This window comes from Rhizobium sp. P28RR-XV, from assembly GCF_012641385.1.
Classification (GTDB): Bacteria; Pseudomonadota; Alphaproteobacteria; order Rhizobiales; family Rhizobiaceae; genus Rhizobium.
The window spans coordinates 648,592-660,946 of record NZ_JABAIG010000001.1; the positions used below are offsets into that span (position 1 = coordinate 648,592).

Consider the following 12,355-nt stretch of genomic DNA (forward strand, 5'->3'; position numbering starts at 1 on the left):
AAACCATTCATGCGGGATCAGGTTAATCGCAAAATCCCCTCTCAGCGTTGACCCGACACCATCTGCATGATGAGCGTGATACGTTGAGCCCGGAAAGCGGGCCTTATCCTGCCGTGACGTTCAAGTTCCGCCAGACCGTGAAGTGCCGACCAGAAGGTTTCGGTAGCGGTATCCACATCCTGGGAGAACGGCGCGATCACCGTCGCCATGGCTCCGAAACCATCACGAAGTTGGGCTGGCGTGTCGGATCTGGCAAAGCGGAGACCAGTCGGCAGGACGAACATCGCCTCGTATAGCGCAGGGCGAGCGAAAGCGAAATCGAGATAGGCGGCTGCGACGTCTTGCACTCGCTCCTTTGGCGTGGACGATGGCCGGATCGCGGCGCGTAGCATCGCTGCCAATTCGCCGAAGCCTTCGAGCGCGACCGCACCGACGATCTGATCGCGATTTTCAAAATGCGAATAGAGAACCGGCTGACTGTATTCTATCTCCTCGGCGAGACGCCGGATCGTGACGGATGCCCAGCCGTCGCGTTCCGCGATCGTCCTCGCAGCGACGACGATCCTGCGTTCGCGCTCCCCGCGTTCCCTGGCCTTGCGTTCGCTGATGCCCACCTAGCTTCCTCATCTCCATTGGAGTGAATTTTGTAATGCCAAAACTGCCGAAAAGGAACGTTGATTGACAATCTAGCAATGCTAGAATATATCCTATCGCTATGCTAGGCCTGAGCGTCATGGCTCATCATCGAAGAGAAAATCAATGAATCTTCCAATTCCAATTTTCACGGGCACAACGTCACTCGATACCATCCTCGTCTGGCTGGCCGCCGGGGCGTTTCTCGTCGGCGCTATCGTCAACGCGAGTGGACATCCGAAAATCCGCGCGGGCTTCGTGCGGCTTGGATTTCCTTTCTGGTGGTGCTGGGTCACGGCCGCCCTTGAACTCGTAACCGCTGTACTTTTGGTCACAGCCGGCGCCCGATATATCGGGGTCGCGTTGGGCGCCTGCATCATGCTCGCCGCGATCACCGCCATTGTCGGCATCCGGAACTATCGGGAACTCCCGCCGCCTCTCGTGTTCCTGTTGCTGCTGGCACTGGCGGGTGTCAGCGGCCAAGTCTGAGTATTCCGCGGGCAACATGCCATCCAAATGAGAACGCATGCGTGACTGGCTGGAAAAGGTCCTATCGCCAGGGCGTCGGGTATCATCCCCCCCAATCATCAACCCACCGAGAAGAAGACGTCAGTCCGAGCGAACGCGCTTCCGGACAGCGTAAAGCCATGGCCAGAAGGAGGCCAAAACCATCATGTCAAATCGCACAGCAAGCACAGTCGTCGTTTATCATTCCGGCTACGGCCACACCCAGCGGATGGCGGAAGCCGTGGCGGAGGGTGCGGGCGGAGTCCTTTACGCCATCGATGCGGATGGCAATCTTTCCGACGACGGATGGGGCGCGTTGGACGCCGCCGATGCCATCATCTTCGGATCACCAACCTACATGGGAGGCCCGAGCTGGCAGTTTAAGAAGTTTGCCGACACGTCCTCCAAGGCCTGGTTCACCAATAAGTGGCAGGACAAGGTTTTCGGGGGCTTCACCAACAGCGCCAGTTTGAACGGCGACAAGCTCAATACCCTCGAATACTTCGTTCTCCTGGCGGGACAGCATGGAGGCCTGTGGGTCAGTCTGGGGATGAAGCCAGCGAACGTGAAAGCCTCCAAGCGCGATGATGCAAACAGGATGGGATCGTACATCGCGCCCATGGCGCAGTCCGATGCCGACGCAGCCCCGAGCGAAATGTCGATCGGCGATCTGGAAACTGCTCGCGCTTACGGCGAGCGCGTAACACGAGTTGCGCAGCGGTTCGCGTCAGCCGGGCATTGATGCACGGGCCGCATGGGCGGTATCAAGTCGGAACTTTAGACTTAGGCAATATTGACCATGCCGTCGGGGCTTATTACCCTGGCGGCATGATGAAAATTCTCAACATCGCTTCGATCTTCTTCATAAGCCGCTAATCCGCTGGCTTTCAGCCAAATGAAGACGCGACCGCCTCAGCGGCTGTAGCCGCGGCTGGTCTATGCCGAAACGGCCGTATTCCCACATAGGAAGGGCAAAATACGGCGCGACGATGAGAGAGATTTCATGCGAACCGAAGAACAGTATCCGGCTGCGCTTTCCAGCACGCAACTGAACGATTTCATTCAACATGGTTTTGTGCGCATCGATGATGCGTTTTCACGGGAACAGGCCGCAGAAGCCCGCGCCCTGATGTGGCACGATCTTCCGTGCAGCGAGCACGATCCGGCAAGCTGGAGATTTCCGGTCGTGAGACTGCCGGGCTATGGCGGCGAACCATTCCGCACCATCGCCAATATGCCTATCCTGCACGCCGCCTTCGACCAGCTGGTTGGGCCGGGACGATGGCTGCCGCGGGACGGTCTCGGCACCTTTCCGGTGCGCTTTCCGCATCCGGACGATCCGGGCGACGCTGGCTGACATATCGATCTAAGCTTCCCCGGGGACGACTGTGATCCGAACGAGCGGAGCGACTTCTCGGCCTGGCGTGTGAATGTCACGTCGCGAGGGCGCGCATTATTGACGCTGTTCCTGTTTTCGGACGTCGGCGAAGACGATGCATCGACGCGCATCCGTATCGGTTCGCACATGGATGTGGCGCGCTACCTCGAGCCGGCGGGGGAGAATGGATGCTCCCATATGATGCTGGAGAATGTCGCCGGCCATCGCCCTCAAGCACTGGCAACTGGGAAAGCAGGAACTGTCTATATCTGCCATCCTTTTCTGATCCATGCTGCCCAAAAGCATCGTGGAACGACGCCGCGCTTCATGGCTCAACCTTCGATCGGCCTCGCCGAGCCCTATCGATTGGAGCGACCTGACAAAGCCTATAGCCCGGTCGAGACAGCCATCCGCCACGCGTTGGGTAAGGAATAATCGGTGCGATAGCCCGCACCCCTTACCCAGACCCTCCCTCCGTTTTGACGGGGAGAGGGAGCTTTTTTCCTTGCCTACCAACAAGAAAGCCCCGCCGTTGCCGGCAGGGCTTAATTTCAATCCGGAAGAAAACGGAATTACTCGGCGCTGTCTTCAGCAGCCTTCTTCTTCGGAGCGGCCTTCTTCTTCGGCGCGGCGGCTTCTTCGCCTTCGGCGGCAGCTTCCGTTGCTTCAGCCTTGGCAGCGGCCTTCTTCTTCGGAGCAGCCTTCTTGGCAGCCGGCTTGTCTTCAGCTTCGTCGTCGGCGAGCAGCGCTTCCTTGGAAACGGTCTTATCCGTGACGGCGACTTCGGTCAGCAGGTGGTCGATGACCTTTTCTTCGAAGATCGGAGCGCGCAGGTTGGCGGAAGCGCCGGGCGTGTTGCGGAAGAACTCCAGAATTTCCTTTTCCTGGCCCGGGAACTGCTGGAGCTGTGCGTAGAGCGCGCGCTGCAGTTCGTCTTCGCTGACTTCGACGCCGGCCTTCTCGCCGATTTCGGAAAGAACGAGGCCGAGGCGAACGCGGCGCTCGGCGAGCTTGCGGTATTCTTCGCGAGCCTTTTCTTCGGTCGTGTCTTCGTCTTCGAAGGACTTGCCCGATTCAGCGAGATCGGTTTCGATCTGGCGCCAGATGCTGGCGAATTCAGCTTCGACGAGCTTCTGCGGCGTGTCGAACTGGTACATTTCGTCGAGCTGGTCGAGGATCTGGCGCTTGACCTTCTGGCGGGTCACCGAGCCGTACTGGCTTTCGATCTGGCCGCGAACGATTTCCTTCAGGCGGTCGGCCGATTCGAGGCCGAGCTTGGTGGCGAGTTCGTCATTGATTTCGACTTCGCCGGGAGCTGCGACTTCCTTGACGTTGATGTCGAAGGTGGCTTCCTTGCCGGCAAGGTTCTTGGCCGGGTAGTCGGCCGGGAAGGTTACGGTGATGACCTTCTCATCGCCAGCCTTGACGCCGACGAGCTGTTCTTCGAAGCCCGGGATGAAGCGGTTAGAGCCGAGGACGAGCTGCGAGTCTTCATCCTTGCCGCCGTCAAAGGCAACGCCGTCGACCTTGCCGAGGTAGTCGATGGTGACGCGGTCGCCGTTGGCGGCCTTGCCCTTCTTGGTCTCGTAGCTGCGGGCGCTCTCGGCGATCTTGAGGATCTGCTCGGTCACTTCGTCTTCGCTGATTTCAGCGACTTCGCGGGTCACCTTGATACCGTTGACCGGCTTCAGCTCGATCGCCGGGATCACTTCGTAGGAAAGCGTGAATTCGAAATCGGCCTCGGCGGAAAGGATCTTTTCCGCCTCGTCCTTGTCCTCGGTCATGGCAACTTCCGGCTGGGTCGCCGACTTTTCGCCGCGCTCGGTCAGGATTGCCGGCGGCTGATCGCGAACGATTTCGTTCACCAGATCGGCCATGATCGACTTGCCGTAGACCTTCTTGAGGTGCGAGACCGGAACCTTGCCCGGACGGAAGCCGTTGATGCGGACCTTGTCCTTGACCTCGGCGAGGCGCTCGTTCATGCGCACTTCCATGTCCTTGGCCGGGATGACCACCTTGATTTCGCGCTTCAGCCCTTCAGCGAGCGTTTCGATAACCTGCATTGTCCTACCTTCATTCATGGCGGCCGTGCCCAGACAGCCGTTCGTTTCGATGAGCACGACGCCGGAAAATCCCGAGCGTGGCTTGGATGCAATTCTCTTTCACCTTGCCAGAGCGCCGCGCCTTCAATTGAACGCGCAAAAGGCAGCTCTATCCCGTCACGAGCCAAAACATCTTATCCCCTTCCTCATCGAAAGCGGGATGCTTTGGGCAAGATGGCGCGTCCTGCGGCATATTGGAAGACAGGCTTGGTCGGCCTCCCCCCGTCCACAAGACAGTGTTGGTGCGGGTAGAGAGACTTGAACTCCCACGCCTTGCGGCACCAGAACCTAAATCTGGCGTGTCTACCAATTTCACCATACCCGCGTTCCCAAAACCGCATGGCGAATGCCTGCCCATGGGGCCTTCCGGAGCGCGGCGTCTCTATATCACCCGTTTCAAACCACGCAAAGGAAAAATGACGGTTCCGCGACGACGCTTAAAGCTTATCGGAGCTCTTCGCGCAGATGTCGTCAATAAAGCGGCTCCTCGTAGACGGATTTGCCATCAAGCAGCAGGCTTCTGATATGGGCAACGCCATCGGAAGACACGCGAGCCGCGACGGCGACGCGATTGTCGTTGCGGGCGCTCTCGATATCGTGCCCCTGCCCCTCGGGCACGTAATAGCGCTCGATGCCATAGGTCACCCCGATGATCGCCTGCGACGGATCGATCGCATCACCATAGAAAACATAATCGACAGGCAGGCTTTTGAGCACGACCGTGTCGGGTTTCGGAGCGAGCGCTCCGAAGGATGATTCGACAATGCCCCAGTAACCGTCGTCCTGCTTCTTCAGGCGAACGGACAGAATCGCGTCATTCCGGCTCATCTTCGGCGGGCCTTCGACCATCGTCGAGATCGGAACCCGCGATATGTCATAGTTCAGGATCACGTAGTCGCCACGCAGGAGATCGCGCGGATCGACCGGCGCGGTCTTCAAGAGGACTTCGGTGCCGCTTCGCAGCCCCCAGGCGCGCTCGCCGACCATATATCCGAGGACCGCGGTCTGCAGCACCGCGACGATGATGGCGGCAACCCACGCTCGGGAACGACCGCCGAGGACTATGTTCTTGTCAGTTATATAGGTCATGCCCGAGTTCCCTGCCCGCTAGCCGCTGAAAATCGCCTTTCCAGCCGTATGACCAGCCAGGCGGCAATGGCCACCAGCAAGCCGGCGACCAGGAAAAAGCCGGCCGTGCCGATGATCGAGCCGATCGTCTCGCCGGCAAGATAGAGAATTTCGCAGGCAAAGACGAAATAGGCGAGATAGCGAACCGCACCGTTATCACGGCCAGCAAGGACGATTGCGATCACCGAACTCACGAGCGTCACTGCGGCCACGATGATGAGCGGCAGCTTGTCTTCCACCCAGACATTGTTTTCGAAAGAGCCGTTGCTGATCTCCGCATGGACCAGGAAGAAGCCGATCGATGCGACAAGAAAGGCATAGAAGGCTGGGGCCGCTCCAGCCGTTCGCGCAAGCGCCATCAGCGGCGAAGCGGGAATGCTTGCGAGAAGAAAGGCCGCCATTCCGAGGCCGGCAAACAGGATCGCGGTGTTCAGGCTCTCATGCCGGGCGAAAAGCCAGGTAAACCACCCCACCAGCATGATGTAAGCGAGATGCCGCGCGCCCGGCGCGTCGACATACCTGACGAGCGCAATCAAAATGACGGCCATCAGAGGCGGCACCCATGGCATGATGCCATGCCACTGATCGAAATGGTCCCACAGATAGACGCCGCAGAATGCCCAGGCGAGGAAGCCGGCAAGGGCTACCTGCGCGCTCAAGCGAAACAGCGCCGCCACGATGCAGGCCGCCGCAAACCAGACGAGCATCATTGTCAGCTCGTCGCCGGACATGTTGTACATCTGGCCGACGAGCGCCATGGCCCCGCCGAAGCTCAGCGTACCCAAGATCAAAAGTCCGGATGCGACAATCGAGCGACCCAGGGTAAGGAGATGCGCCGCGCCGAGATAGAAGGCCCATATCATGGCGACGAGCCCCGCAAGCCGCATGATTCTCGGAATTGCCTCCCAATTTGCGGAAACGAAAAGCAGTATCGCAAGGCCGAGAAGCACGGCCGCTATGATAGTCAGCACGCGCCCGGCACTGAAGCTCGTCCGGCGGCCGTCATATTCACGCAGCACCGCCTCCGCGGCGCCTACATCGACAAGACCTTTTTCGACCCAGATTTTCAGATCTCGTTCCAGCCTGCCCCTGTACATCCCCGCTCCCTAGCTGCGACTCCGTTGCGGGGAGAAATATCACAATTCCGCCAACTATGCCGCCGGCACCTTCCGGCGGAAATATGTCCCACGTTAATACGGAATTAAGCGATGATTTGGCATTATGAGGAAAGGTATCACGATACCCTTACAAGGCATGCACGTTCGACATGTCTCCTATGAAATTATTGCGCTGCACAAAATCAAAAAGTCATACTATTAATAGATCAACAAAACACGGCAATGGCGCGCCGGGCCGGCTTCAGTCGGAAAAGCCTGGGGACTTATGTCCCGACACGGAATTCGGAGCTGCACACTCCTCCTCCCAGTGCGCTCCGATAGATTGACGACACTCCTCCTCCCAGTCGTCAATCATCTCAAATGACGCCCACCGCACCTCCTCCCGCGGTGGGCGTTATTTTTTCCGGTCCAAATCGGCTTCATATGCTGCGAACACCCTAATGGGTTGGCAAATGCCGGAACCTGACACCCAAGCAGTCGAGCGAAAATCCGCAGCCGGAAAACAAGCCGCTGCAGCGACACGACCTCTCCCCAAACAGCATGGCTGGCCAAAACATGGCCGAAGGCCGGCAACAAACGGAAAGCGCTTGCGAAAGCCGGGTATTGCCGTGAAGCGAACCTCTCAAGCAGTTCTTCATTCGGCCGCGATATGCACATAAAGCAGCCATTATCTTAGGCAGATTACCCACGAGACTTGCATATTGTGCATAGGTGGCATGAAGCATTCGCTCTTTTAGTTTTCGCGGCGCAGCATATATTTAAATCCATTAGATCGACGACGGAACCAATCGCGGAACCGCTCGATCCCGGATCCTCGAAAGGGACTTAACATGAACCTGACCCGTTCTTTCAATAACTGGCGCAAGTATCGTCAGACCGTCAACGAACTCGGCCGCATGAGCTCGCGCGAACTGCACGACCTCGGCATCGACCGCGCCGACATCCATCGCGTTGCCCGCGAAGCCACCGGCCGCTAATAGCCGGATAGGCTTCGCCCAATAGCGAAAGCCTTCTCAACGCCCGTTGCGGACCGCCGCGACGGGCGTTCTTTTTTGCCTGTCATTGAGCAAGTGCAGCATTCCCAGGCATCATTCAGCTATTCGCCACATGCAAGGCAGTTAAATTTTGAGCATTGATGGCTTTTTGGGCGGCACATTGCACAAATGCATAGCAGACGCCATTTATTTGCACTGCACAAAAGACCTCCTCGCGCCTATATGGAGTGCAAGCGCTGAGACGGTAATCGTACCGCTCGCAACCAAGATACCGAGGATAAGATCATGAACCCGATTCGCATTGCAAAGAACTGGATCAGCTACCGCCGCACTCTGAACGAACTTGGCAACCTCTCCAGCCAGACCCTTTCGGACATCGGCGTCAGCCGCTACGAGATCCGCAATATCGCTTCTCGTTCCTTCCGTTAATCGTTAGGAATTGCAGACTGCTTCAAGACGGCGCCTTTCGGCGCCGTTTTTGATTCCGGCGATTAACGTGCATCGTTCGATTTCATCGGCTCGCGGAGATTGCGTTGATTAGCGGCGAGCCGCTCGCCCCCACTGGCGCCGGGATGGCAACCATGTGCCCCAAGCGGAATAGCCGCTGCCGCCATCACGCGCGATTTTGGAACGGAACCGCGTCTTTTCTCATTTACAGGTGGAGATCTTTTGACAGGGAGGCGTGAGAATGCAAATCCAAGGAATTTACGCCGCGCTCGCGACGGCGAGCATGGATAGAGCGGAGACGTTCTATACCCAACTTTTCGACCGGGAGCCCGACGATCGCCCCATGGATGGGTTGATCCAATGGCGCAACGTCGCAGGCGCAAACATTCAAATCTTCCATGACCAGGAGAAGGCGGGGTCCGGCAGACTGACCATTGTCGTGCCGAAAATGGATGAAGCCCGCAAATCGCTCGAAGACTTTGGCGTGAAGCTCACAGGTGAATTGGACGGTGACTACGGACGGATCGCCCAGTTCGCAGACCCTGACGGAAATCGCATCACTCTTGCAGAGCCGCCTTCGAGGCCCTTCAACACATAGCCCCCATTAAGCGCGAGACCAGAGACAAGTTCGGCGGAAGACCGAACGAACGGAAACTGATTGCATGCAACGAAAGAAGACATCGCTCTTGCGCATGTCGTTGCCATAAAATCACTGCACACTTTTGCGCGACATGCTTTAGCAAAGCATTGGATCGCTGCCTCGCCCGTGATAATGACGCGCGCATGACACAGACCAACTCCCATTCCCCCATCCACGTCATCGGCGGCGGGCTTGCCGGCTCGGAAGCCGCATGGCAGATCGCCAGGGCCGGCGTGCCCGTCATCCTGCATGAGATGCGCGGCGTGCGCGGCACGGAAGCACACAAGACCGACAGCCTTGCCGAACTGGTATGCTCCAACTCGTTCCGTTCCGACGACGCGACCAGCAACGCCGTCGGCGTCATCCATGCCGAGATGCGCATGGCAGGCTCTCTCATCATGGCATGTGCGGACAAGCATCAGGTGCCGGCTGGTGGGGCGCTCGCAGTCGATCGCGATGGTTTTTCCGCAGCGGTAACCCAGGCGGTGGAGAGCCATCCCTTGATTACCGTCGCCCGCGAGGAAATCCAGGGCCTGCCGCCCAGGGAATGGGACCAGGCGATCATCGCCACAGGTCCGCTGACGGCGCCCGATCTTGCCAGCGCGATCCAGGCCGAAACCGGCGCCGATGCGCTTGCCTTCTTCGACGCCATCGCACCGATCGTCTACCGCGACAGCATCAACATGGACATCTGCTGGTATCAGTCGCGCTACGACAAGGTCGGCCCGGGCGGCACCGGCAAGGACTATATCAACTGCCCGATGGACGAAGCCCAATATAATGCCTTCGTCGACGCCCTGATCGCCGGCGATGCCGTCGGCTTCAAGGAATGGGAAGGCACGCCCTATTTCGACGGCTGCCTGCCGATCGAGGTCATGGCGGAGCGCGGGCGCGAGACCCTGCGTCATGGACCGATGAAGCCGATGGGCCTGACCAATGCGCATAACCCGACGGTCAAGGCCTATGCCGTGGTGCAGTTGCGCCAGGACAATTCGCTCGGCACGCTCTACAACATGGTCGGCTTCCAGACGAAGCTGAAATATGGCGCACAGGCGGAGATCTTCCGGCTGATACCCGGCCTTGAGAATGCGGAATTCGCGCGCCTCGGCGGCCTGCATCGCAATACCTATATCAACTCGCCGACCCTACTTGATGGTTCGCTGGTGCTGAAATCCCGGCCGGGCCTGCGTTTTGCCGGCCAGATCACCGGCTGCGAAGGCTATGTCGAAAGCGCCAGCATTGGGTTGCTCGCCGGCCGCTTCGCGGCTGCGGAACGCAAGGGCGAAGCACCGTCGTTGCCGCCAACTACGACGGCGCTCGGTTCGCTGCTGAACCATATCACCGGCGGTCATATCGTCTCGCACGAGGAGCCGGGCAAACGCTCCTTCCAGCCGATGAACATCAATTTCGGGCTTTTCCCGGAACTGCAGCCGGGATCGATCGTCAAGCCGGAGGGCGTCAAGCGCTTCCGCGGCAAGGACAAGACCATCATGAAGCGCCAGCTCATCGCCAAGCGTGCACTTGCCGACTGCGCCGCGTGGTTAGGCGTTCAGGCGCCTTTGCTTGCGGAGAGTGCCTGACGGTTCGAGCTGAGCTTTCGGAAATTTCAAGCTTTGGCCGGCGATGCCTGCTCCTGCGGCTTGGCGTCTTCACCGGCGATATAATTGCCGAGCAGCCAGAGCGATACTTCCGCGGCTTCGGCGGGCGTCTTGAATTCGAACGTGCCGTTATGGTGAGGCGCGTCCAGAAAATCGACGGTCAAGCCGCGACCGGTTGCCGAAATCTTGGCATAAGCCCTGCCGGGCTCGATCAAATGAACGCTGAAATGGTTGCGCACGTTGCGCATGAATCCGGCTTTGTCGTCATGAAGTCGTACGAAGACCGCCTGTCCATCGATCGTCGTCTGTAGCTGGCGGATCGCCTCGGTCGGAAAGGCGCGGCCGAATTCCAGAATGGCGAGGCCGGTATCGTGCAGGCCGTCTTCCTTGTTCTGCGATGCCATGCGCGTCGCGTAGTAGGCAACGACGATGACGATCGCGAACAATATGCACCAGACGACAATACCCACGGCGACTCCCCCTGACATGCAATTCAGTGCCCGGCCCTCTCCATACATGCCGAGACTTGCGCGAACTTGGCGTATTTTAGATTTTCTTTGTAATCGACGCCATCGCCATGCGCATCTGCCGGCGCCATTGCGGCAATGCCAGGGATCGATCGAAAAGACCGGCGCCATGCTTCTGTGCCTGCTTCAGGACCGGCTCGGCCAAGGTGACGGGCAGAAAGGCCGGGAATACCGCCTGCGGTATGGCCCCCGCCGCCCTCGCCTTGGCAAGATGCTCGCGGCCCAGGCCGGCAAATGCCTCGATCGCCGCTGAAATGCGCGGCCCATCCTCGCCGGCAAGGAAGGAATCGCGATCGAGACCGGTTGCCGTCAAAATCTCAAGCGGCAGGTAAAGTTGGCCGCGATGACGATGGGTCGGCATTAGCAGCAGCTGCCCGGCAATCGCCTGTGCGACACCGGCATGTCCCGCGGCATCCGCGGAACGCTTGGCGTCATCCGCCGACAAGACCAGACTTGCCAGCTGGATCAGCGCCGAAGCCGTCTCGCCGGCATAGCCTTCCAAAGTGCCGCGCGTTTCCATCGGATCGTCGTAGAGATCGAAAATGCGCGCATCGATCATGTCAACCAGCGTCTGGCGCGGCAGGCGGTATTGCTCGATAGCCGTCAGGAGTTCGGCGGCAATCGGATTGGCCTCGCTCGAGCCATGGGCCTGCCCTTCGAGAAGATCGCGCCAGTATTGCATGCGCACTTCACCGGGCAGCGGTTCGTGCACAAGATCCCGCACGCGCGCCAGCTCGGCATTGAAGGCATAGAGCGCGGCAAGCGCAGGACGCTTCTCTTCCGGCGCCAGCAGACAGGCGAGATAGCGATCGCGATCGGTGTCGCGAAGCGTGGCGAGGCAGATGTCCCGGTTGCTACGGGGCGCAGCTGTTGTCGTCATACGTGGATCCGAAGGTCAGACGGCGATCAGCGCCGCAGCCACGGCACGCGACTCGGACAGCATGATGTTGAAGGTGCGCACGGCAGCGCCGGTGCTCATCGGGTCCGACGAAATCTGCTTGCCTCGCAGGGCGGCCTTCAGCTCGGCGGGGAGCGGTCGCAGCTCCGTGCCGGTGCCTACGAGCAGCACTTCGATCTCCGCAGCTTCATCGAGCACCTTCTGAAAGCGGTCCGGTGTCAGCGCATCGCCTTGCAGCATGTCCCAGGCGTAAATGCCGGAGGGCAGGCAAAGCAGCGAGCCGCGATGCGACATGTCGGCAAAACGGAAGCCGCCATTGCCATAAGCGTCGATCGGGGCGCGCCCGGGAAAATGCGCGTTACGGATTTCTATTCCTTTAGCCAA

13 protein-coding genes, 1 tRNA gene and 1 pseudogene are annotated in these 12,355 nt (G+C 59.2%); 7 read left to right on the forward strand and 8 right to left on the reverse strand.

Annotated features, from left to right (window positions below):
* Positions 1-41: 41 nt before the first annotated feature.
* A complete protein-coding gene (locus tag HGP12_RS03160) occupies positions 42-614 on the reverse strand; it encodes a TetR/AcrR family transcriptional regulator (RefSeq protein ID WP_168839075.1) in 573 nt (190 codons plus the stop codon).
* 145 nt (positions 615-759) lie between these two features.
* Between HGP12_RS03160 and HGP12_RS03165 the strand changes: the two genes are divergently transcribed.
* The 3 genes and pseudogenes from HGP12_RS03165 to HGP12_RS03175 all read left to right on the forward strand — a co-directional run bounded on the left by HGP12_RS03165 (position 760) and on the right by HGP12_RS03175 (position 2,953).
* Complete coding sequence (locus tag HGP12_RS03165; protein ID WP_168839076.1) at positions 760-1,122, forward strand: DoxX family protein; 363 nt, start codon at positions 760-762, stop codon at positions 1,120-1,122.
* A 184-nt stretch (positions 1,123-1,306) separates the two neighbouring features.
* Positions 1,307-1,882, forward strand: coding sequence for a flavodoxin family protein (locus HGP12_RS03170; RefSeq protein ID WP_168839077.1), 576 nt, complete (start codon positions 1,307-1,309; stop codon positions 1,880-1,882).
* 261 nt (positions 1,883-2,143) lie between these two features.
* Positions 2,144-2,953 (forward strand): annotated as a pseudogene (locus tag HGP12_RS03175) (phytanoyl-CoA dioxygenase).
* 137 nt (positions 2,954-3,090) lie between these two features.
* On the opposite strand, the gene tig reads toward HGP12_RS03175, so the two are convergent.
* The 4 genes from tig to HGP12_RS03195 form a co-directional block, all read right to left on the reverse strand.
* Positions 3,091-4,581, reverse strand: a complete 1,491-nt coding sequence (tig, locus tag HGP12_RS03180) for a trigger factor (RefSeq protein WP_168839078.1) — start codon at positions 4,579-4,581, stop codon at positions 3,091-3,093.
* Positions 4,582-4,860: 279 nt separating this feature from the next.
* Positions 4,861-4,945 (reverse strand) — tRNA-Leu (locus HGP12_RS03185).
* A 146-nt stretch (positions 4,946-5,091) separates the two neighbouring features.
* Complete coding sequence (locus tag HGP12_RS03190; protein ID WP_168839079.1) at positions 5,092-5,709, reverse strand: GDYXXLXY domain-containing protein; 618 nt, start codon at positions 5,707-5,709, stop codon at positions 5,092-5,094.
* Complete coding sequence (locus tag HGP12_RS03195; RefSeq protein WP_168839080.1) at positions 5,706-6,845, reverse strand: DUF2157 domain-containing protein; 1,140 nt, start codon at positions 6,843-6,845, stop codon at positions 5,706-5,708. Before HGP12_RS03195 ends, HGP12_RS03190 begins: the two co-directional genes overlap by 4 nt.
* Positions 6,846-7,696: 851 nt before the next feature.
* On the opposite strand from HGP12_RS03195, the gene HGP12_RS03200 reads away from it, so the two are divergent.
* From HGP12_RS03200 to trmFO, 4 genes are all read left to right on the forward strand, one after another.
* Positions 7,697-7,843 carry a DUF1127 domain-containing protein gene (locus HGP12_RS03200; protein ID WP_015339702.1) on the forward strand — a complete coding sequence of 49 codons (147 nt, stop codon included), beginning with the start codon at positions 7,697-7,699 and terminating at the stop codon, positions 7,841-7,843.
* A 303-nt stretch (positions 7,844-8,146) separates the two neighbouring features.
* A complete protein-coding gene (locus HGP12_RS03205; protein WP_007690982.1) occupies positions 8,147-8,290 on the forward strand; it encodes a DUF1127 domain-containing protein in 144 nt (47 codons plus the stop codon).
* Between the two features lie 259 nt (positions 8,291-8,549).
* The gene (locus HGP12_RS03210) at positions 8,550-8,906 is read left to right on the forward strand and encodes a VOC family protein (protein WP_168839081.1); all 357 of its coding nucleotides are present in this window, start codon (positions 8,550-8,552) and stop codon (positions 8,904-8,906) included.
* A 185-nt stretch (positions 8,907-9,091) separates the two neighbouring features.
* Positions 9,092-10,528, forward strand: coding sequence for a methylenetetrahydrofolate--tRNA-(uracil(54)-C(5))-methyltransferase (FADH(2)-oxidizing) TrmFO (gene trmFO, locus HGP12_RS03215; RefSeq protein WP_168839082.1), 1,437 nt, complete (start codon positions 9,092-9,094; stop codon positions 10,526-10,528).
* 26 nt (positions 10,529-10,554) lie between these two features.
* Here trmFO and HGP12_RS03220 read toward each other — a convergent pair whose 3' ends face one another.
* From HGP12_RS03220 to HGP12_RS03230, 3 genes are all read right to left on the reverse strand, one after another.
* A complete protein-coding gene (locus HGP12_RS03220) occupies positions 10,555-11,016 on the reverse strand; it encodes a hypothetical protein (protein ID WP_168878674.1) in 462 nt (153 codons plus the stop codon).
* 76 nt (positions 11,017-11,092) lie between these two features.
* On the reverse strand, positions 11,093-11,953 hold the full coding sequence (locus HGP12_RS03225) for a phytoene/squalene synthase family protein (RefSeq protein WP_168839084.1): 861 nt from the start codon (positions 11,951-11,953) through the stop codon (positions 11,093-11,095).
* Between the two features lie 15 nt (positions 11,954-11,968).
* Positions 11,969-12,355 (reverse strand): Mth938-like domain-containing protein, encoded by a 387-nt coding sequence (locus HGP12_RS03230; RefSeq protein ID WP_168839085.1) that lies wholly within the window; start codon positions 12,353-12,355, stop codon positions 11,969-11,971.